The organism is Microvirga sp. TS319 (assembly GCF_041276405.1).
Classification (GTDB): Bacteria; Pseudomonadota; Alphaproteobacteria; order Rhizobiales; family Beijerinckiaceae; genus Microvirga.
This window is the reverse complement of sequence record NZ_JBGGGT010000001.1, coordinates 931,350-949,475: the sequence shown is the minus strand read 5'-3', so window position 1 is coordinate 949,475 and position 18,126 is coordinate 931,350. Positions and strand designations below refer to the sequence as shown.

Annotated in this window: 18 protein-coding genes and 1 pseudogene; 11 read left to right on the top strand and 8 right to left on the bottom strand. The window is 62.4% G+C overall.

Going from position 1 to position 18,126, the window contains the following annotated elements; translation table 11 throughout:
* The first annotated feature begins 1 nt into the window (after nucleotide 1).
* A pseudogene (locus AB8841_RS04370) lies at nucleotides 2-396 on the top strand (YkvA family protein).
* A gap of 22 nt (nucleotides 397-418) precedes the next feature.
* Here AB8841_RS04370 and AB8841_RS04365 read toward each other — a convergent pair.
* The 3 genes from AB8841_RS04365 to AB8841_RS04355 all read right to left on the bottom strand — a co-directional run bounded on the left by AB8841_RS04365 (nucleotide 419) and on the right by AB8841_RS04355 (nucleotide 3,677).
* Nucleotides 419-1,612, bottom strand: a complete 1,194-nt coding sequence (locus AB8841_RS04365) for an MFS transporter (protein ID WP_370435534.1) — start codon at nucleotides 1,610-1,612, stop codon at nucleotides 419-421.
* Nucleotides 1,613-1,736: 124 nt separating this feature from the next.
* On the bottom strand, nucleotides 1,737-2,747 hold the full coding sequence (locus AB8841_RS04360) for a YncE family protein (protein ID WP_370434622.1): 1,011 nt from the start codon (nucleotides 2,745-2,747) through the stop codon (nucleotides 1,737-1,739).
* A gap of 9 nt (nucleotides 2,748-2,756) precedes the next feature.
* Nucleotides 2,757-3,677: a DUF1259 domain-containing protein gene (locus AB8841_RS04355; RefSeq protein WP_370434621.1), complete on the bottom strand. Its 921-nt coding sequence runs from the start codon at nucleotides 3,675-3,677 to the stop codon at nucleotides 2,757-2,759.
* A 397-nt stretch (nucleotides 3,678-4,074) separates the two neighbouring features.
* On the opposite strand from AB8841_RS04355, the gene AB8841_RS04350 reads away from it, so the two are divergent.
* A complete protein-coding gene (locus AB8841_RS04350) occupies nucleotides 4,075-4,212 on the top strand; it encodes a hypothetical protein (RefSeq protein ID WP_370434620.1) in 138 nt (45 codons plus the stop codon).
* A 32-nt stretch (nucleotides 4,213-4,244) separates the two neighbouring features.
* Here the strand turns inward: AB8841_RS04350 and AB8841_RS04345 are convergent, their stop codons facing one another.
* The 3 genes from AB8841_RS04345 to AB8841_RS04335 all read right to left on the bottom strand — a co-directional run bounded on the left by AB8841_RS04345 (nucleotide 4,245) and on the right by AB8841_RS04335 (nucleotide 6,388).
* Nucleotides 4,245-4,538 carry a hypothetical protein gene (locus AB8841_RS04345; protein ID WP_370434619.1) on the bottom strand — a complete coding sequence of 98 codons (294 nt, stop codon included), beginning with the start codon at nucleotides 4,536-4,538 and terminating at the stop codon, nucleotides 4,245-4,247.
* Between the two features lie 249 nt (nucleotides 4,539-4,787).
* Nucleotides 4,788-5,897 (bottom strand): YsnF/AvaK domain-containing protein, encoded by a 1,110-nt coding sequence (locus tag AB8841_RS04340; RefSeq protein WP_370434618.1) that lies wholly within the window; start codon nucleotides 5,895-5,897, stop codon nucleotides 4,788-4,790.
* Nucleotides 5,894-6,388: a YsnF/AvaK domain-containing protein gene (locus AB8841_RS04335; RefSeq protein ID WP_370434617.1), complete on the bottom strand. Its 495-nt coding sequence runs from the start codon at nucleotides 6,386-6,388 to the stop codon at nucleotides 5,894-5,896. The genes AB8841_RS04340 and AB8841_RS04335 overlap by 4 nt, the downstream gene beginning before the upstream one ends.
* Nucleotides 6,389-6,506: 118 nt before the next feature.
* Between AB8841_RS04335 and AB8841_RS04330 the strand changes: the two genes are divergently transcribed.
* The gene (locus AB8841_RS04330) at nucleotides 6,507-6,902 is read left to right on the top strand and encodes a hypothetical protein (RefSeq protein WP_370434616.1); all 396 of its coding nucleotides are present in this window, start codon (nucleotides 6,507-6,509) and stop codon (nucleotides 6,900-6,902) included.
* A gap of 112 nt (nucleotides 6,903-7,014) precedes the next feature.
* The gene (locus AB8841_RS04325) at nucleotides 7,015-7,149 is read left to right on the top strand and encodes a hypothetical protein (protein WP_370434615.1); all 135 of its coding nucleotides are present in this window, start codon (nucleotides 7,015-7,017) and stop codon (nucleotides 7,147-7,149) included.
* A 64-nt stretch (nucleotides 7,150-7,213) separates the two neighbouring features.
* Here the strand turns inward: AB8841_RS04325 and AB8841_RS04320 are convergent, their stop codons facing one another.
* Complete coding sequence (locus tag AB8841_RS04320) at nucleotides 7,214-7,807, bottom strand: hypothetical protein (RefSeq protein WP_370434614.1); 594 nt, start codon at nucleotides 7,805-7,807, stop codon at nucleotides 7,214-7,216.
* Between the two features lie 1,386 nt (nucleotides 7,808-9,193).
* Entirely contained in the window at nucleotides 9,194-10,831 is a 1,638-nt protein-coding gene (locus AB8841_RS04315) for a diguanylate cyclase (RefSeq protein ID WP_370435533.1), read from the bottom strand.
* A 736-nt stretch (nucleotides 10,832-11,567) separates the two neighbouring features.
* Here AB8841_RS04315 and nanR point away from each other — a divergent pair.
* The 7 genes from nanR (at nucleotide 11,568) to AB8841_RS04280 (ending at nucleotide 18,108) form a co-directional block, all read left to right on the top strand.
* Complete coding sequence (gene nanR / locus AB8841_RS04310) at nucleotides 11,568-12,278, top strand: transcriptional regulator NanR (RefSeq protein ID WP_370434613.1); 711 nt, start codon at nucleotides 11,568-11,570, stop codon at nucleotides 12,276-12,278.
* Nucleotides 12,275-12,592 (top strand): putative quinol monooxygenase, encoded by a 318-nt coding sequence (locus AB8841_RS04305; protein WP_370434612.1) that lies wholly within the window; start codon nucleotides 12,275-12,277, stop codon nucleotides 12,590-12,592. Before nanR ends, AB8841_RS04305 begins: the two co-directional genes overlap by 4 nt.
* A gap of 46 nt (nucleotides 12,593-12,638) precedes the next feature.
* Nucleotides 12,639-13,430, top strand: a complete 792-nt coding sequence (locus tag AB8841_RS04300; protein ID WP_370434611.1) for an HpcH/HpaI aldolase/citrate lyase family protein — start codon at nucleotides 12,639-12,641, stop codon at nucleotides 13,428-13,430.
* 8 nt (nucleotides 13,431-13,438) lie between these two features.
* Entirely contained in the window at nucleotides 13,439-14,488 is a 1,050-nt protein-coding gene (locus AB8841_RS04295; protein ID WP_370434610.1) for an NAD(P)-dependent oxidoreductase, read from the top strand.
* Nucleotides 14,489-14,573: 85 nt separating this feature from the next.
* Nucleotides 14,574-16,235, top strand: coding sequence for an extracellular solute-binding protein (locus AB8841_RS04290; RefSeq protein WP_370434609.1), 1,662 nt, complete (start codon nucleotides 14,574-14,576; stop codon nucleotides 16,233-16,235).
* A gap of 98 nt (nucleotides 16,236-16,333) precedes the next feature.
* Nucleotides 16,334-17,272 (top strand): carbohydrate ABC transporter permease, encoded by a 939-nt coding sequence (locus tag AB8841_RS04285; protein WP_370434608.1) that lies wholly within the window; start codon nucleotides 16,334-16,336, stop codon nucleotides 17,270-17,272.
* Nucleotides 17,272-18,108 (top strand): carbohydrate ABC transporter permease, encoded by an 837-nt coding sequence (locus AB8841_RS04280; protein ID WP_370434607.1) that lies wholly within the window; start codon nucleotides 17,272-17,274, stop codon nucleotides 18,106-18,108. Before AB8841_RS04285 ends, AB8841_RS04280 begins: the two co-directional genes overlap by 1 nt.
* The last annotated feature ends 18 nt before the right edge of the window (nucleotides 18,109-18,126 follow it).

Genomic DNA, 18,126 nt, shown 5'->3' with positions numbered 1-18,126 from the left:
CATGGGCACTCACAGTACGATCGACCAGGCCAAGCGGTGGGGCGATCCATCAAGCGTGACGTCGTCGCGCTGTGGATCGCGGCCCGCGATCCGCGGGTGCCCTGGTATGCGAAGGCCGCGGCCGGAGCGGTGGCCGCCTATGCACTCTCGCCGATCGATCTGATTCCGGACTTCGTCCCGGTTCTGGGCTACCTCGACGACCTCCTCATCGTGCCCTTGGGAATCCTGCTCGCCGTCAGGCTCGTCCCGGCTGACCTTATCGCGGAGTTCAGGGCCGCAGCGGCTGCCCGGGAGGGACGGCCCTTGAGCCGGGCGGGTGCCGCGGCGATTGTTACGCTATGGGTCGTCGCCGCCGCGTTCCTGATCTGGCTGTTCTGGCCCACGTCATCAGTGTGAGAGCGCCGGGCCCTGAACCGCGTCAGCGTTCCTCCGGGGGCTTGATCGCCGAGAACTGCAATAGCAGCGTCAGGTCGTAAGCCGCCTTCAGGATGCCGGCGAGCACGAGCGGCCAGCCGAACGGTGACGCCGTCAGCAGCCAGCCGGACAGGAGCGGCGCGAGAGCCGAAGCGAGGCTGCGAGGCACGGCCGTGACGCTCGCGGCGGCGGGCCGCTCCTCCGGCGTAACCACCGCCATGACGTACGAGGACCGGGTCGGGACATCCATCTGGGACAGCAGGCTTCGGAGGATCAGCAGCCCGAATGCGATCCAGACCGTCGGCGCGAAGGCGGTCGAAATCAGGAAGACACTCGACGGCAGATGGGTGAACACCATCGTGTTGATCAGCCCGAACCGCTTGGCCAATGGCACCGCCGCGAAATACGAGGCTGCCGAGCACAGGCTGGTCACGAAGAAGATCGCCCCAATGGTGGCGACACTGATGCCGAACCGCTCGCTGAGCCAGATCGTCAGCAAGGCGTTAATGACCAACCCGCCGCCAAAGGCGTCGACGGAGAACAGGGCCGCCAGTCGATAGACGATCCCACGTGACGGCCCGAGCGGCGCTGGTGGGCTGTCGGTGCCGGCTTCCACCTGGGGTGAAAGGTGGCGGTAGAGGAAGAACGTGAGTAGCCCGATGGCTGCGTAGAGGCCGAACAAGGCAGTGACCGTGGCCGATGGTGCGATGACTGGGGCGAGCCAGTCCACCATGCCGACCGAGAGTGCCCCCAGAGCACCGAAGAAGGCCCCGACGAAACTATAGCGGGCGAACGCCGCCGTCCGGTCTTCGTCCGCGACGACGTGGGAAAGGACAGTGTGCTCGAGGGGTAGGAAGACGCTCACGTCGCCGCCGGATGGATTGAGCGTGCCGACGAAGGCGATGACCAGCAGCGGCCAGAAAGCGTCGACTCCGGCAAAACCCAGCCCGGTTGCCAGCATGAGAAGGGCGGCTGCGAGCAGGGACAGACGCCGCTGGATCCGGTAGGCGACCAGCCCGAGGGCCAGCGTCAGCAGGGCGGATCCCAGCAAGGAAGCGGTCGAGATGAGGCCGACGCCAAAAGCATCGTAGCCGAGCCGTGAAAGATGCACCGGCAGCAGGATCGCCACATAGCCATCCCCGAACGCTCTCAGGGATCGAGCGACGAGAACTCGCCGGATGTCCGGCGAGAGACGCACACGAGCGCGGGTCCCCGCTCCCGTCGCCGGTCCTTCATCGATCCTGCCTCGATGGTCGGCATCCTGAGCGACGCTGGACAATTCCTCTACCTTTCAGACGATTGCGGAGGCAGCCCATGCTCTCTCACGGTCCCGGCCTATAAACCCAGATCGCGGCTGGCTCCTGATCTCTCGCCCGCACGGCCAGGAACAGGCGGTCCAGTTCGGGAACGAATAACGCGGTGCGTGCGCCTGGAGCGGTGGCCAGATGGGCTGTCCGACGGAAGGTGCCGGCATCCGGCTCGAAGATGTCCAGGTAGCCCTCACCACAGCTCACGTAGACCCGGCGCCGCTTCGCATCCACGAACACGTCGTCGGAATCCCCGCATGTTCCTGTGCTTGCGACAGGTGCACCGTCCTTCATGGAAAACGCGGTCAACGTCGGTGGATTGCGAAACACCGCGAGGACCTGTCGGGAGGCCTCGTCGAGGGCCATCGGGAAATTCGCCCTCAAGTGCCCGGTCGGCCACTTGGCAGTGACCTTGCTACTCTGGTGGTCTGCAACCTCGATCGCGTGCGCACCGGGGACGTTCACGAAAACCCGGCTCCCGCCGCTCTCGAGCCGGAAACTCTCGGGATGACCATGCAGGCCAATCTCGGCGATCCTTCGGTTGTCCTTGGCGTCGAGGATGGCCAAGGCTCCTTCGCCATAACCGACGATCACCCGGTTGCCGGCGCTGTCGATACGAACGTTGTCCGCGTCACTCCCGAGTTCGATCCGGCCTGTTTCCTTGAGGTCTTGGCCCTTGAACAGCCGGACCGATCCATCGCCCGCGTTGGCGACATAAAGGGTGTCGGTCGAAGGGACATAGCCGACGCCCTGCGGCTCCTTGAGGCCCCGAATCCGGCCTGACACCTTCGAGGCGTTCAGGTCAACAATCCCGACGCTGTCGTTGCCGAGCTCCGCCACGAAGAGACGTCGGCGGTCGAGGTCAATCGCCATATGGTCGATCCGACCCTTAACGTTGCCGAGTGGGATCTTCACCTCAAGTTGCAGGGGCATGGACTCGGCCGCGTGTGCAGCCTGTGGCGTGACCATGGCCGAGAACGCAGTCCTCATGAGGGTGCCAACGACTTGAAGGAAGATCCCTCTCATCGGTCCCTCCTAGTCCTTCGCGGTCTTCACCTGGTCGAGCGCAGCCCGCAGTCCCTTGGCGACTTTCGCGGTGTCCTCATTGGCCCAGAAGTGCATGAAGAAAAGGCGCGGCTCGTCGTTGAGCATGTGGTTGTGCACGGCCGTTACATCGATGCCGTTCGATTGCAGCGCCTTGATGACCGGGTTCACCTCGTCGGCCGTGAGCACGAAGTCGCCGGTGGTCGCCGCCCTGCCGGATCCGGTCGGCTGGAGGTTGATGGCAATGGCCGAGCCCATCGCCGCGGGTATCTCCATGCCATCATCCTTGACCGCCTCCGCCCGGGACACGCTGACCTGATACACGCCGCCGTTGACCTTGCCCTTATGTCCGAGAGCCCGGTCGAGCGCCGCCGCATCGAGGTCGGGGGCCGAGCCGGTGGATGCGGTGGTCGTCGCCTGCGCGGCCGCCTGAGGCGAGATGCCAGCGGTCTCAGCCCCGAACGGCGTCTTGCTCGCGTTGAGCGCCTCCCGCAGGGTTGTGGCGAGCTTCGCAGCGTCGCCATGGCCGTGCACGTGCATGTACATCGTGGCCGGCGAGGAGCGCAGGAGGTGATTGTGCAGGGCCGTGATCTCCACCCCGCCCTGCTCCAGGCGGGACAGGACCGGATTGATCTCCTCCTGCGTCAGGACGAGGTCGCCCATGACCGTGACCTCGTTCCCCATCGGCTTGAACGCGAGCCAGGAGCCGAGGGCCAAGGCAGGCTTAATCTCTACACCGTCGAGGGTGACGTTGAGATCAGTCCGGGGCAGGCCCACGCGGTACACGCCGCCGGGCATTTCGGTGCCCTGCTTGCCGAGGCCGCTGGCAATCTGCTGCTGCCAGTCCTCGGCACCCAGCGCAGGTGCGCCTAAAACCAATCCAAGAACTGCAACGCTGGTCAGGATCCGCATTTTGCTCTCCTTGCATCGCCCCCGGTTCTCCCGCTCATGGACGGAACTATTTGCCTGGGATCGGCCATGGATCGGCAGCGGAACCTTCGCCGGTCCATGATCATCAGGGATCGGGCACTTGGGTGTGCCACTCGAGCGGAACGGCTTGTTGATGGAGATGATGTTGGCTGCCAGCATGACAATGCGTCCTCGCTGAAGGAGAGCTGGACGCGAGCTTGGGCATGTCGCCTCATGAGGGGATCGCAGCCCCCATAAAGTCAATAGATATCGGCAGTCGCCGCATTGTCAACGGTCAGATCCAGTTCGACTCGTCCTCCCGTTGCTCTTGTGTGATACAGTTGGGAGGTGTGATCCGCTGAGCGCTTCAGACGATTTCGGGATGCCGGAGGAGAAGGTCATGGCACACCGCGAACAGCATGGGAATCGGGAAGCCAAGAAACCGAAGAAAGAAAAACCTAAAGGAGCTATGCCAGCCCAATCCACGAAATGGGCCGTCAGCGAAATCGTCGAGGGGCAGACCGGCTCCAAGCACTAGCTTCGCTGTTCAACGGCGATCCCGCGTCGATGCTAGCCCGCAGGCTTCCACTTCGCGTACCTGAACTGCGTCTCAAAGGCGTGGTTGTGGCCGATAAGAAGCGAGGCTTCGGCCGGCAGCTGGTCATCACCGACCTGCTCGAACCCCGCCAAGGCGTGCAGGAGGGACGGATTTGGAAGACTGGCGAAGAGCACGGTCGCGTCAGGGCCGGTGGTCGCCACCAGCATCATCTGGCCCGGACATCCAAGCTTCACGAACAGGCCTTCGAAGTGGTCCTGCACCGCGTTCCATTCGCCCGGGTCGATGATCCTGCGAACCCAGATCATGGCGTGTCTCCGGCCCCTATGGCCGCCTTCGGGAGCAATGTCTGGCCTGAGAGACTGTTCCGGCTGCGATGCCGCACGCCAGACAGGCGATCAAGCCAAATCAGGCTGCCCCATCCCAGTCGGTGACGGACCGGGCGAAGGGCCTTTCGATGGGTGTGGTCCGTTGAATGACCGCGGTTTCATCGCCTGTGCGGCAGACGGAAAGAGACCCGGAGCGACGTCGCTCCGGGTCTGTCATCATGAGCAGGATCAGGTCCGGTCCGTGGTGCCGGTGCCGCGGATCTTGGTGCCGCGCTCGTCTTCGACCTCAACCTCGGTCTTTCGGACGGTGTCCGACACGGCTTCAGTGCGCTGCTCGGCCTCCTTGCGGACGACCACCTCTTCCGTGACCCGGGCTTCCTTGGAGACGACCGCCTCCTCGCCCCGCTCCTCGGCCTCGATGGTGCGTTCCTGGAACGCCTGATCGGCGTCGCTCAGGGCACGGTCGGCCGGGTGGCGTTCGACGGCAACCCGCTCCTCGCGGAGCGTGACCTGCTCCTCGACCGGAGTTTCCACCACGTAGGAGCGAACGCGAACGCGCCCGTGGCTGACATCGCGCTTGCCCACCCGCAGCCGCTCCTCAGCGACAGGAATGACCTCTTCGTCCCGATCCGACAGGCGGCCCTGGGCACCGGTCGGGCCGGCCCCGCCGGGGCTGGGCACATCGACAGTCCTGTCTGATCGCGTCGATCCGTCGGCATCGAAATCGGTCATCCGGGATTCCGGTGACATCGGCGGAACGGCGGTTGCGGAGCCCGCATCCGTGGCGGCAAGATCATCGGAGAAGCGGGTCGCACCGGCGGCCGTGCTCCTATCGGCCGTGCCTGACGCGATCCCGGAGGCTGTTGCGGCGTCTCCGGTGGTCAGGTTCGCGGTTGAACCGGACAGGACATCGGACGTCGAGGAACCGGACGTGCCCGTCCACCCTTCCGAGCGCCAGGTGTCCGCCCGCTCGTCGATGTCGATCGTGCCCTCGTCATCGAGGATGTCGAGCACCCGCTCGTACTGGGCATCACTGGCTTCTACGGAAAGCAGGTAGCCGCCGCGGCGCAGGCCTTCGGCAAAGGTGCCCCGGTCTTCGTCCGGCAGGAACCAATCCCCCAGGGAATCCCAGAAACCACGCGATTCGGTGCGCGCGGACGAGCCGGCATCATTATCGACTGGGTCACGCTCGTCACCCGGCATGAAGCGAATGCTGTCGCGCGATACGCCGGCCGCGGTCAGGCGTTCGATGGCCTGCTCGGCATCGCTGCGGCTGTCGAAGAAGGCCGTCACCATTCGCCGGGTTGACGAAGAACCCGAGCTCAAACTCGACGTCATCGATCTGTCTCCTCCTTGTTGATGGTCGAGCCATCGAGAGCCTCACGCTCCACGATGGCCCGCTGCTTGCGTAGGCTGACGGGCACCTCGACGGCCTCGGACTCTACCCGTCGCCGGACATGCAGCTCCTCCTTGAGGACGAGCTGCTTTGTAACGACGAGCACCTCCTCGAGCACCGGCACAATGGTGACGTCGCCTTCGGTCCTGATCTCGGGAGCGGTGTCGACCACCTTGTCGACAGGCACGCGAGTGACCTCGACGAAGTCACGTTGCAGGTCGGCTCTGGCAAGTTCTTCGATCGTGTCGGTGACAGTCCCGATCCGGACCTTGCCGGTGACGACTTCCCGCTTGCGGATCACAGCGGTCTCTTCGACGAGCGGCAGGATCTCCTCGGCCTCCGACCGGGTGGCGCTCCGACAGTCGTGCTCCCGCACCGGAACCGTGTCGGGGTCCAGAGGCTGTCCATCGCGTGGCGTGGTCGGGTGGCCCATGGGCGCTACTCAGCAGAGCGGGAGTAACGTCCGATCCTGTTGGGCGTTCCAAAGCTATCAGGCGGCCGACCCAGGAACCAATCGGCCCTCGCCTCCGCTGGTGGCCGCCATTGCGAGCGTGAACGACCAAGTTGAGGAGGTTCTTAGCGAAAACCACACCCTCATCCTTGGCGCCCAGATCCTCCTCGGATTTCGCAGCCTGCTCTGGGTCGACGCCGCCACCCGGGACCGGCAGGTCCTCGCCCCTCTGGCCAGGCTCTTCAGCCTCGACGACGCTTCGCTTCGCGGGCTCCTGCGCTCGCAGGACGACCTATATCTCGACAATTGTGGCGAGGACTTTCGGTTCGATGTCGTGGCGCTCGGCCCGACAGACGACAATGGGCGAGAGGAGCTACTGCCCGGGCAGCTGTACACCTGGAGTTTCTCGTCGAACCGCGATCGATCATCACCGTCCATGACGGGGACCTGCCGTTCCTGGAGGCCGTTCGCGAGCAGGACAAGGACGAAACCCTGATCGGCGCCTTGGGCCCGCCGGCACTTGTGGCCTCGCAGCTCGACTGGCACCTTACCGCCTCCTTTGAGGCGCTCGCTGCTCTGGAAGCCTTCCGGATCGCCTGGAGGAGGTGATGCTCATCCGGTCCGCCAAGCAGAGCCTGCTGTCGTGCGTCGTCGAGGTGCGCCGGCGCGTGTCGCGGCTCAGGCGCCTTCTCGCAGCACGGCGTCTTGTGTTCTACGGCGTGTCCCGCCTTCCACCCGTGTAAAGCCCTTGGCCGCAATGATCGAGGCCAAGGGCCGGATTGGCGCGGAAAGCCAGTTCCAGCCTGATCAGAAGCTGTTGTTCGTTTGGCTCGCCGCTTCGGCCTCGCCGTGGGCCGGAGCCTGCCCTGCGCCGCGGACCGCTTGCGGGGCCGGACGCCAGTTCTGCGTCTCTCGCGGACGCTGGTTGGAGCCGGGCTGCCACTGCCTCGTCGGACCGGAAGCCGTCACCCGGCGGCCTAGAAGCCAGCCGACGGCACAGCCGAGCGCACCCACGGCGAGCACGGTGGCAAGCGGGTGCTCCCGCACGGATCGGCTCACGGTTTCAGTGCCCTGCCGGTAATAGCGCTCAGCCTCCGGCATATAGTGCCTGCCCTGCTCCAGGTAGCTCTGGCCACGCTGATAAAGGTCACGGGTGAGGCCGGACGATTGGTCGCCGCCGGACCGTGCTTCCAACCCTTGGCCAGGCGGAGTCGGCGGCTCGTTCAGGTCGTCAGGCTCACATTCCGCGGCGACACTCTTCGATGCCGACGTGGTCCAGGCGGGTGGATCGCTCGCAGGGAAGCTGTCATCGACGGCGTCGTCCACGTGCCGCTGCTGGATCGGTTTGGGCTCGTTCTCCGCGCCGACCGGGCGTTTTCGGTCGATCTTCTCGTCCGGCATTGGAAACCTCCATTTCCTACACACGGCAATGAGGTCTCAAGACGAATGGTTCCGCTCGGGGAGAGAAGTGCAAGTTTGAAACACCTCGCCATAGCCTGCCAGCCCTCCGGCTCCTCATCTCTGATAAAGGGCGCTTTGTCCGGCGAGGCGATTCCGACACTGTTTTCAGCGATGTCTGATTTTCGATGGCTTCACGACTTCATACGCAAAAGGGAGCCCCTTGAAGAAACGGGCCGAGCGCTAGCTGGCAGAAGGTTTGGCTCTGTAATGCGGACCACAAGGATATCGCCTTGTAGCGACGGGCTGCGAGCGACAGTCGCGGTTCCCAGCAGTATGCCGAGCGCATCTAACAGTTCTTTGCATACCGCAAGGTTTGCTTTCTGAAGAGAGCCTGAAGGGCTTTGGGAATCGATCATGGCGACAGCCAAGGGACAAACCCCGCCTCTCCGGAAGTTACGTGAACGCCAATTTTGCCGTTCAAAGCCGACGGACGCTAGACATGCTGGGCGTGCCGTACGCGTTCCACACGCTGTGGGACAGATTCTCCAACAGCATGTTGGAAAATCTCGACCCTGGATAAACTTCCATCCTTGAAGGATCGTGCGGATGCATTCGGAGTCGGTTAAGGACGCCGTGCGAGTTCTGCTATGGCTGTCGATCTGGAAGCTCACCGCTCCTTCCGAGTAGTGCCGATTGCGGTGCCAAGGTCGGCATCCAGACGGGCTGGGACAGCGGCGTAGCTCGCCTTGTTGAGGTTAGGACCGTGGTGAGGTGTATCCTTCGGGCCTTTTCAGGCTCGTTGGATCATGGGAGGCCCTGGTGAAGTGACCAGCCTGGCGGGCTTTCTCAGGTTCTAAGCCGTTGCCGCCAGCAGGAACTCGTCCGAGCGCCGCACGGACCCCGCACCCGCAGACGTCCCATCGTGAGAACTCGCTTGAGACGGGCAACCCGCATCTCGATGCGCTTGCGGCCCTGGCGCGACCGCTCACAGGCTGGCGTGCCGGCCAGTGCACAGGCGACCTCCCCGGCATGCTCGTCGACAATGCCTCATTCGGCAATCACGAGCCGCCGCCGTTTACGAGGACTTTTTCAACCCCATCAAGTGTCCTGGAGCACGGAGAGAACGCAGACACCCTTTGGAAGCGCACAAAGGCTCAGGATCGGAGGGCTGCCTCTTGACCCATTAGAGAATGAAATCGGCCAGGAGCGGCAGTTGTCAGTGCGAATGACGAACTGCTAGCGCAGGCTGATATCCTGAATGCTCATCCGCGCACAGCCACGTGGGTGCGAATGGCGCGGCAATCACGCACATCGAAAGAAACGAGCCACAACAACCCGACAGGCTCAATCGTCGAATCGGGTCGTCGGCGTTCCCGACCAGGAGCCTTACGGTTTGACGAGCGCCATCCGTGCGGGCGCGGTCTCGACCCGATTCCGTCCCTCCTGCTTGGCCTTGTAGAGAGCTGTATCAGCCATCATTAAGAGATCCGCAGGGCTAGCCGAGGTCTGCGGGATCGACGCCACACCAAGGGACGCGCTCACCACGACGCCTTCGACCGGCGAAATCTCCGCGATGCGTTTGCGGATTTCCTCCGCCTTTGTGCGCGCGGTGACAAGATCGCTGTCCGGCAACAGGACGATCAACTCCTCGCCGCCGTAGCGGCATGCAATGTCACTCTTGCGCAACGCGGACAGAATGGCAGCGGCGACATCACGCAGCACAGCATCGCCAACGGCATGACCGTGCTGATCATTCAGCTTCTTAAAATGGTCGAGGTCGACCATGATCGCCGACATCGGCGCGTTCCGCCTTTCGGCCTGGAGGGCGAAGCTCTCGAGTACCTCCTCCATGAAGCGGCGGTTATAGAGCCCGGTGAGAGGATCACGCAGGGCCTGGTTGCGTAGACGCTCCCGCAGCGCAATGCTCGACAAAGCCAACGACATACTGTCGGCCAGGGCAATCGCCAGCGGCTTGATCGTTTCCAAGCCCTCCCCGGTCGGGTCATCACTGAAGATCTGCAGGAGCCCATAAACCTCGCCGCGCGCCAGCATCGGGATTTCAAGCGCACTCTGCCCATCGAGTGCATGGCTGCAGCGGAGCGCCCCATAGGTTCCGCGATTGATGTGGGGCTTTCCCCGCTTGAGCGCCCAACACTGCGATGGCGGGATGACCTGTGGATGGGAAGTCCCAGCGCCATCGACATTCCACGCTGTGGAGAGGTCGAGCCGGTCACGCGAATTGTTGAAGATGTAGAGTGCGCCGCCAAAACCGGACAGCAAGCGTCCAGCAGTGGCCCGCAACACCGCATTCGCGTCCTCGTACCCCATGGCGCTCTGCAACATGTCGGCCATCGAGAGCAGATGTCCAATCTGATCCCGGTTCTGGACCGCTTCGCCCATGGCAGCCGCCCGCGCTCGCGATTGGCTGACCACGCCGCGAAAGGCCAGGAACAGCGCAGTCAGGATAGCGATCCCACTGATGATCTGGAGCGCGAGAAGGAGCCTCTGCAGCGCAGCGACATTGTCCTCTGCCTGGGTTGCCTCGCCTGCCTTGGTGGCCAGGAACTGGCCCATGATCTGGCGCAGCGTATCCATGGTCGCTTTGGTACGGTCCAGGTGGGCGAACTGCTCGGCTCCACTGGCGCTTCCAGGTTGCGCTGCACTGATCATCTTGGACAGCTCGGACCGGAGATGGGCGATGAGAGAAGACGCGGTCTGGGTGCCTGGGGCACTGCCGGACTTCTCGGCCACGAACCGGTCGAGTTTGCCCAGCGTCGCCCGGTTGTCATCGAGAGCCTGCGATCCAACGCTATAGGGCTGGAGATAGTCGGGCCGCGAGGACAGGGCATAGCCTCGTGCACCACTCTCGATGTCGAGCAGGGCCAACTGGACGCTTCGGACGTCACGGCTCTCCGTCCGAAGAGCCAAGAGGTCCTGCTGAGCCCGATATGTATATACGAATGCACCGAGAGTGGCGCCGACAGTGAGAACAACGACACAGGCTACGAGCAGCGACAGGATCATGGCTGCGGGGGCGCGTTCGTTCTCCGGCAGGCCGACGCTTCGCAAGAGCGCAGTCCTGATGCCGGAGCCGAGGAAGTTCGGTCGCTTGCGTATCATTGATCGAGGTATCCAAGGGAAAATGGCTCAGCCAGTAAGCTGAGCATTTGCCGAGATGAGCAAAAGCGTGTGATAGGTTTATATGTCTGAGCTAGGTTAATTCGTAACTGCTTATACCAACTTCGTCATAAATTGAAATTTAGTTGTAATTGAAACTTGGTTGTGTCTCGATCGGCCCGCATGGGTCCTCACTGACGCTGTATCAAGGCTAAGCTTCGTCGGCAAAGCTTCGGAGCCCCCAGTCAGCAAAACTGCTGTGAACCAGCATTATAGGCAGCCAAGGTCAGCAACGGGTCAACCTGAGCCCACAAGCTAGTTCGCGTGAAGGTCGCTTCGCAGCCCCATTGCGGAATTAAGGCTAAGGTCGGCCCCGTGCCGTCAGTCCGAGGAGAGCGCAGCGAGGGTCCAGGATCTATCAACGTCCACAGAGTGAGAAAACGTGCAGCTGCTGCAGCCGCATCTCGTCCTTCTGCTCGCGACGCCCTGCCCGGTGACGTTCGAATCATGTAATCCTTTCGAAGTCGGCAATAGTTCTGTCTGGTTATTGCGGCCTCATTGTAGGTAGGGACGGTGCTTTTACATTGTCCTGCGATGGCCGGTGATCTATGGTGCTGCATGTGGCATGAAAGGTATGCCATACATGCGCGATCTGGCCATTCAGCCACGGAAACTCTATGAGGAGGTCGCCGATCGTCTTGAGCAGATGATCAGCGACGGCGAATTTGCTGAGTCCGGTCGACTTCCTTCTGAACGGGAACTGATGCGCCAGTTTGGCGTCGGTCGTCCGGCAGTTCGCGAGGCGCTTTTTCATTTGCGCAAGATGGGACTGGTCGAGATCCGCTCCGGGGAGCGGGCGCGGGTGACCCGGCCGACGCCTCAGATCGTCATCGAAGCACTCGCCGGCTCGGCTCGCCACATGATGGCCGCGCCCGACGGCATTCAGGACTTCCAGAATGCCCGCATCTTCTTCGAAACCGGCCTCGCCCGCCATGCGGCTCTTCATGCCACGCAGGACGATCTTTCCAGCCTGGAACAGGCGCTGGAAGCGAACAGGGAGTCCATCGGCGATCTGAAGCGCTTCGAACGAACGGACGTCGACTTCCACTATGTCTTCGCCCTCGTACCGCGCAATCCCATCTTCACCGCTATCCACGCAGCACTCGCCGAGTGGCTCCTCGAACAGCGGCGGGCGACGCTCGCTTATGGCGAAGATCGAACCGCCTATGAAGCCCACAGGTCGATCTTCCAGGCCGTCGTGACCCGCGATCCCGACCGTGCCGAGCGCGCCATGCGCGAGCACCTCGAATATGTGGCTCGACGCTATATGGGCATCGTGGAGCATCGGACATGACCGGCTACGTCGTCATCGTCGACTTCCGTCTGTATCCGGGTATGGGCACCGCCTTTCGTCGTCTCGTCGACGCCAATGCTCGCATATCGGCGGGGACGGAGCCGAGCTGCCGGCGCTTCGACGTCGTCGAGCCGCACGAGGACCGCGACCGCGTTCTTCTCGTCGAAGTCTATGACGACGAGGCTGGGTTCGACGCACACGTTAGATCGGACCATTACAAGCATTTCGACACCGAAAGCGCGCCGCTGGTGAGCGCCAAGTCGGTTCTTCGAGGCGAACTCGTCTTTGAGGGCAGGAGCGCCGCGCAGACCTGAGACGCTCCGCGCCGGCGGGATGCGTCCATCCAAGGGGAGGACAGAAATGGGAGAATACAACCTCAAGGAGATGGCTGGCACACGATCGGCCAAGCTCGGGCATTTCGTCGTGGAGTTTGCGACACCGGGCATCGGACACATCCTGAAATCGGCCGGCTGTGATTTCGTCCTATTCGATCTCGAGCATTCCGGCTTCGGGTTCGAGACCGTGAAGAGCGCAATGCGCTACTTCGAGGCCGCCCAACTCCCCGCCATCGTCCGCGTCCCTTCCCGCGAATACCATCACATCGCCCGCGCCATGGATATGGGGGCGGAGGGACTGATGCTGCCGATGGTCGGCAATCCCGATGAGGTCCGCCATATCATCGATTCCATGAAGTACCACCCGGTCGGCAGGCGCGGTGTCGCCCTGCAGGTTGCCCACGATCGCTATCAGCCGGGAGCCGTGGAAGACAAGTTCGTCGCCGCGAACAAGCGCACGACGCTGTTTTGCCAGATCGAGACGGCCGAAGGCGTCGAGAATGCCGAAAGGATGGCGGCGATCGACGGTGTGGACTGCCTGTGGGTCGGTCATTTCGATCTCTCCGTTTCGCTGGGTGTGCCGGGGCAGTTCGACCATCCAGTCTTCAACAAGGCGATCGAGACCGTCATCGCCGCCACGAGGAAGCACAACAAAGCGCTCGGCAGGCTCGTTCCCAGCGTCGAGCAGGGCGTCGCGATATACGAAAAAGGCTTCGATTTCGTCTGCTACTCCGGCGATGTCTGGGTCCTCCATGATGCTCTTGCATCGGCGATCGCAAGGCTTCGCGCCGACTGCAAGCAACATACAATGGAGTGAACGCAGCCATGTCCGCGACATTCCGCGTCGCCCTCTCCGGCGATTTCAAGAAACCTGACGGATCGCCCACCTATCCCGATTTCGACTTGGATCAGCTCGTTTCGGCGCCCGATATCGAAATGGCCTTTCTCGAGCCGTCCGACCCGATCCGGGGCGAGCAGCTCGAGGAATTCGACGCATTGATCCTCCTCGCCCACCGTTTCGGTCGCGAAAGCATTCCGAAGAGCGGCCGACTTGCCGTGGTCGCCCGCTTCGGTGTCGGCTACGACACTGTCGATGTGGGGGCCTGCACCAAGGCTGGAATTGCTCTCGTCATCACGCCCGACGGGGTGCGCCGGCCGGTCGCCGTATCGATCTTGACCTTCATGCTCGCATTGACCGGAAAGCTCATCGCGAAGGACCGGCTGACCCGGGCGGCGGACGCCGGATACGCTAGGCGGTCGGAACATATGGGCACCGGACTGGTGGGGCGAACCTTCGGTTCGATCGGCATCGGCAACATCGGTACCGAAGTCTTTCGGCTTCTCAAGCCCTTCGGCATGAAACTCGCTGCCTACGATCCTTATGCCGATACGGCGGTGGCGACCGAACTCGGTGTTGAACTGGTGGGGCTGGACGATCTCTTCCGCCGCTCGGACATCCTGTCGGTGAGCGTGCCCCTAACCACGGAAACTCACCATCTGGTCAACGAGGAGCGCCTGCGGCTCATGAAGCCGACCGCGTACCTCATCAATACGGCACGCGGTCCCATTGTGGATCAGAAGGCCATCACAAAGGCGCTCCGTGAGGGCTGGATCGCTGGAGCGGGCCTGGATGTCCTTGAGAAGGAACCTCCGGACCCGAACGACCCGATCCTTCGGCTCGACAATGTCATTCTCACGCCCCATGCGCTGTGCTGGACCGACCAGTGCTTTGCCGGCAACGGCGCAGCGGACGTTCAGGCGGTGCTTGAGGTGCAGCACGGAAGAGTTCCGCGCGGCGTCGTGAACCGGGAGGTCCTGGAAAATCCGGCCTGGAAGGAACGGTTGGCTCATTTCCGCTCGCGTTTTGAAGGCTAGGAACGGCACCCCCACAGCGTCTGTGGGGCCGCAAATGGGAGCGTGGCCGCCAGCGGCCACAGGCTCTTGATTGGGAGGAGCAGTCATGAACGAACGTGAAAGACGAGATTTCGAAGCCGGGTTGTCTGCCGAAGTCGACGCATGGCTCCGCGGAGAGCCGACACGCAGGACATTCATTACGCGGTTCGGTCAGGCGCTCGGAATGCTCCCGCTCGCTGGTGGCGTTCTGGGAAGCCTGACGGAACATGCCTTGGCGCAGGCGGCGCTGGACCTTGCCGATCCTACGACACCGCTCGGCAAGGCGCAGGCGTCTGCGCTCAAGGCGTCGACGGAAGGTCCAGCCGACGGCTCGGCCTATCGAGCTGTCCAGGCCGCCAAGAAATACAAGGGCGTCACCCTCAACATGACCTATGAGTCCGGCCTCCAGGCCCTCGATCCGCGCAACTTTTCCGGACCGGTCTGGGAGCAGTTGACCGGCATAAAATCCAATGTCGTCGAACTCTCGCATCCCGATCAATACTCCAAGCCGATTGCCGAGCATATCGCTCAGTCCGGCGCCTACGACGTTCTCGACATCGAACCCGCTTGGACGCCGTCGCTCGCCGACGGCGGCGTGATTCAGCCGCTAGACGAGCTGATGGCCAAATATATCAACCAAGACGATCTCAACGACTATCATCCCCTTTACAAAGCGCTGCCTACATACAAGGGAAAAGTCTGGGGTTTCTTTGACGACGGCGACATGTTCGCGCTCTACTATCGCAAGGACATTTTCGACGACGCCAAGCTGAAGGAGAGCTACCAGAAAAAGTTCGGCAAGCCGCTCCAGGTGCCGAAAACCTGGGAAGACTACACGCAGGTCGCCCAGTTCATCACGGACAACATGGCCCCGCAGGTTTATGGAGCGGGGCACTTCCGTAAAGCCGGAAGCCCGGGCAACCAGTACGACTTTCTGCAGCAGTACCGGGCCAATAACGGCGTCCTTTTCGACGGAAACATGAAGGCGCAGCTCAATTCGCCAGCCGGCATCAAGACGCTGGAGAACATGATCGCTGCCAATAAGGCTTCGATTCCCGGGAACAACGAACTCGACGCCGTGTCGCTTTGGGCCGCTTTCCTCCAGGGCAAGGTGGCGATGATCTATTCTTGGCCGCCCACCGGCCGAATGGCCGCGAACTATTCGCAAAGCGCCAAGGCGATCAACTTCATCCCACAGTCGTCGATTGCCGGAAAGGTCGGCTACGCCATCGTGCCGGGTGGCCATCCGGAGCACGCGACGGGCTACAACAAGGCGCTGGCCGCGGATTCCTCCAATGCGGAGGCGGCCTATCTCTTCATGCAGTGGGTCACGTCGCCACCGGTTTCGCTCGCCCGGGTGATGTTGCCCTATTCACTGCGCGATCCTTATCGCCTGTCGCACTTCAAGTCGGATCTCTATCGGGCACTCTGGCCTGACGCGAAGGACTATCTCATCAACCTCAACGACTCGGCGAATGTCGGGCTCCTGGATATGATCATGCCCGGTTGGCAGGACTATGCATTATCCCTCGACCGCATGTGCTCTTCCGTCTGGGCCGACACCGATCCAAAAACGGCACTCCAGACGGCCGCGGAAGAGTGGGACGCGACGACGGAGCGGCTGGGGACGGAATCGCAGAAGGCCTTCTACGACGAGTACAGGAAGCTGCCGGGCTCATCTGCCGATCATACGGTGGCTTCCATGGGCATGGCGGTGAAGCTCGATTGAGCCCGACCGCATTTTGACGAGATGCCGGCACTCCGGTGCCGGCAGACATCAGTCGATCGATCCGCAGTGCTGGGCCGGCGATGCTGGGAGGAACTGCTATGAGCACGAGCGTCAGGCTGGAGACTGCCGCGGTCGGTTCTCTGCCGCCGCTCTCCGCCCTTTCCGAGTGGAGCGATCGCCATTTCAGGTGGCTGCTCGTTGCGCCCGCCGTCCTCCTCATCCTCGCTCTTTCCATTTATCCGCTGCTCTTCTCCGCCTGGGTGGCCTTCGTCAACTACGATTTCCAGATCCCCGGTCACGCATTCGTCGGTCTGAAGAACTTCCGGGCCGTGGTCTATGATCCGGTGGCCCGTTGGTCCCTGGCCCTCACGGCCATGCTATCGGCCGCCAATGTGGCAATCGAACTTCTTCTCGGGCTCGGACTCGCGCTGGCAATGGTCAGAAACTTTCCCGGACGCGGACTCGTCATGTCGGTTCTGATCGTGCCGCTCTTCATTAGTCCTGTTATCGTCGGCCAAGCCTGGGCTCTCCTCCTTCAGCGGCCGTTCGGCCCCACGAACTACATTCTGAGCCAGATCGTCGGCCACGACGTGACCATCAGCTGGCTGAGCCAGAGCCCCTGGATCTATTTTTCGCTGATCCTAGCGGATGTCTGGCAATGGACCCCGTTCATGTTCGTCGTGCTCCTTGCAGGCCTGACGTCGATTCCCCCGAACCTCTACGAGGCGGCGGAACTCGACGGTGTCAGTGCATGGCAGGCCTTCTGGGCGATAACGATCCCGTTCCTTAGGCCGATGATCCTCCTTGCAGTCACGTTTCGTCTGCTCGACGCGATCAAGCTGTTCGACACGATCTTCATCATGACGTCGGGCGGGCCGGGAACGAAGACCTATACGGCCTCCTATTACCTCTACACCATCGGCTTCACCCAGTTCCATCTTTCCCAAGCGACGGCGGGGAGCTGGATCTTCCTGATCGTGACCGCTGTCGTCGTGGGCCTGCTGGTCAGGCAACTCCTCAGGCCGGAGGTGGCGTGATGGCACATTCATCGGCACGGCGCCGTCGTATCCCCGTCGGGCGCATCGTCTTGGTCGGAGCCTTCCTGTGTTTCGTGCTCGTTCCGCTCTACTGGGTGTTCGTCACATCGATCAAGCCGAGCGACGATTATCTCGCCGTTCCGCCGGTCTGGTTTCCGAAGGCCCCGACCCTCGTCCACTATACGGCGGCGCTGTTTGCCTATCGTGGCCTGCAGGGCCTGACGAACAGCCTGCTTGTCTCACTGTCGGCGACCCTACTCTCCACCCTTTTTGGAACGCTCATGGCCTATAGCCTCGCGCGATTCAACACGGGAGGCAGGCACCTTTCCTTTTGGGTGCTTTCGCAACGGTTCCTGCCGCCGGTCGCCGTCATCCTGCCGATCTTCTTGATCTATCGTGGCGTAGGCCTGCACGATACGCGGCTTGGGCTGATCATCGCCTATACGGTCTTCACACTGCCGGTATCGGTGTGGATGATGTTCGCCTATTTCCGTCAGATGCCGAGATCGATGGAGGACGCTGCACTCGTCGACGGCTGCACGCGCTGGCAGGCGTTCTGGCAAGTCGCCGTGCCGCTTGCCGGGCCGGGTATCGTGGCGGCGGCCGTATTCGCCTTCATTGCATGCTGGACGGAGTTTTTCTTTGCACTGGTATTGACCAGCCGCAATGCTTTCACGTTGCCGACCGTCTTTCGCGCCTTCCTTGGCTTCCAGGGAGCGCAATATGGCGAGGCGAGTGCGCTTGCGATCGTGTCCCTGGTACCGTCGATTGCGCTCGGGGTCCTCGCCCAAAAGCACCTCGTCCGAGGACTGACGCTCGGTGCCGTGCGCGGATGAGAATAAGAAAGAGGGACA

What these genes read in the sequence shown, in the direction of transcription:
- AB8841_RS04360 (WP_370434622.1), bottom strand. Translation starts at nt 2,747, where the DNA reads ATGAGAGGGATCTTCCTTCAAGTCGTTGGCACCCTCATGAGGACTGCG.
- AB8841_RS04355 (WP_370434621.1), bottom strand. Translation starts at nt 3,677, where the DNA reads ATGCGGATCCTGACCAGCGTTGCAGTTCTTGGATTGGTTTTAGGCGCA.
- AB8841_RS04350 (WP_370434620.1), top strand. Translation starts at nt 4,075, where the DNA reads ATGGCACACCGCGAACAGCATGGGAATCGGGAAGCCAAGAAACCGAAG.
- AB8841_RS04345 (WP_370434619.1), bottom strand. Translation starts at nt 4,538, where the DNA reads ATGATCTGGGTTCGCAGGATCATCGACCCGGGCGAATGGAACGCGGTG.
- AB8841_RS04340 (WP_370434618.1), bottom strand. Translation starts at nt 5,897, where the DNA reads ATGACGTCGAGTTTGAGCTCGGGTTCTTCGTCAACCCGGCGAATGGTG.
- AB8841_RS04335 (WP_370434617.1), bottom strand. Translation starts at nt 6,388, where the DNA reads ATGGGCCACCCGACCACGCCACGCGATGGACAGCCTCTGGACCCCGAC.
- AB8841_RS04325 (WP_370434615.1), top strand. Translation starts at nt 7,015, where the DNA reads ATGCTCATCCGGTCCGCCAAGCAGAGCCTGCTGTCGTGCGTCGTCGAG.
- AB8841_RS04320 (WP_370434614.1), bottom strand. Translation starts at nt 7,807, where the DNA reads ATGCCGGACGAGAAGATCGACCGAAAACGCCCGGTCGGCGCGGAGAAC.
- AB8841_RS04315 (WP_370435533.1), bottom strand. Translation starts at nt 10,831, where the DNA reads ATGATCCTGTCGCTGCTCGTAGCCTGTGTCGTTGTTCTCACTGTCGGC.
- nanR (WP_370434613.1), top strand. Translation starts at nt 11,568, where the DNA reads ATGCGCGATCTGGCCATTCAGCCACGGAAACTCTATGAGGAGGTCGCC.
- AB8841_RS04305 (WP_370434612.1), top strand. Translation starts at nt 12,275, where the DNA reads ATGACCGGCTACGTCGTCATCGTCGACTTCCGTCTGTATCCGGGTATG.
- AB8841_RS04300 (WP_370434611.1), top strand. Translation starts at nt 12,639, where the DNA reads ATGGGAGAATACAACCTCAAGGAGATGGCTGGCACACGATCGGCCAAG.
- AB8841_RS04295 (WP_370434610.1), top strand. Translation starts at nt 13,439, where the DNA reads ATGTCCGCGACATTCCGCGTCGCCCTCTCCGGCGATTTCAAGAAACCT.
- AB8841_RS04290 (WP_370434609.1), top strand. Translation starts at nt 14,574, where the DNA reads ATGAACGAACGTGAAAGACGAGATTTCGAAGCCGGGTTGTCTGCCGAA.
- AB8841_RS04285 (WP_370434608.1), top strand. Translation starts at nt 16,334, where the DNA reads ATGAGCACGAGCGTCAGGCTGGAGACTGCCGCGGTCGGTTCTCTGCCG.
- AB8841_RS04280 (WP_370434607.1), top strand. Translation starts at nt 17,272, where the DNA reads ATGGCACATTCATCGGCACGGCGCCGTCGTATCCCCGTCGGGCGCATC.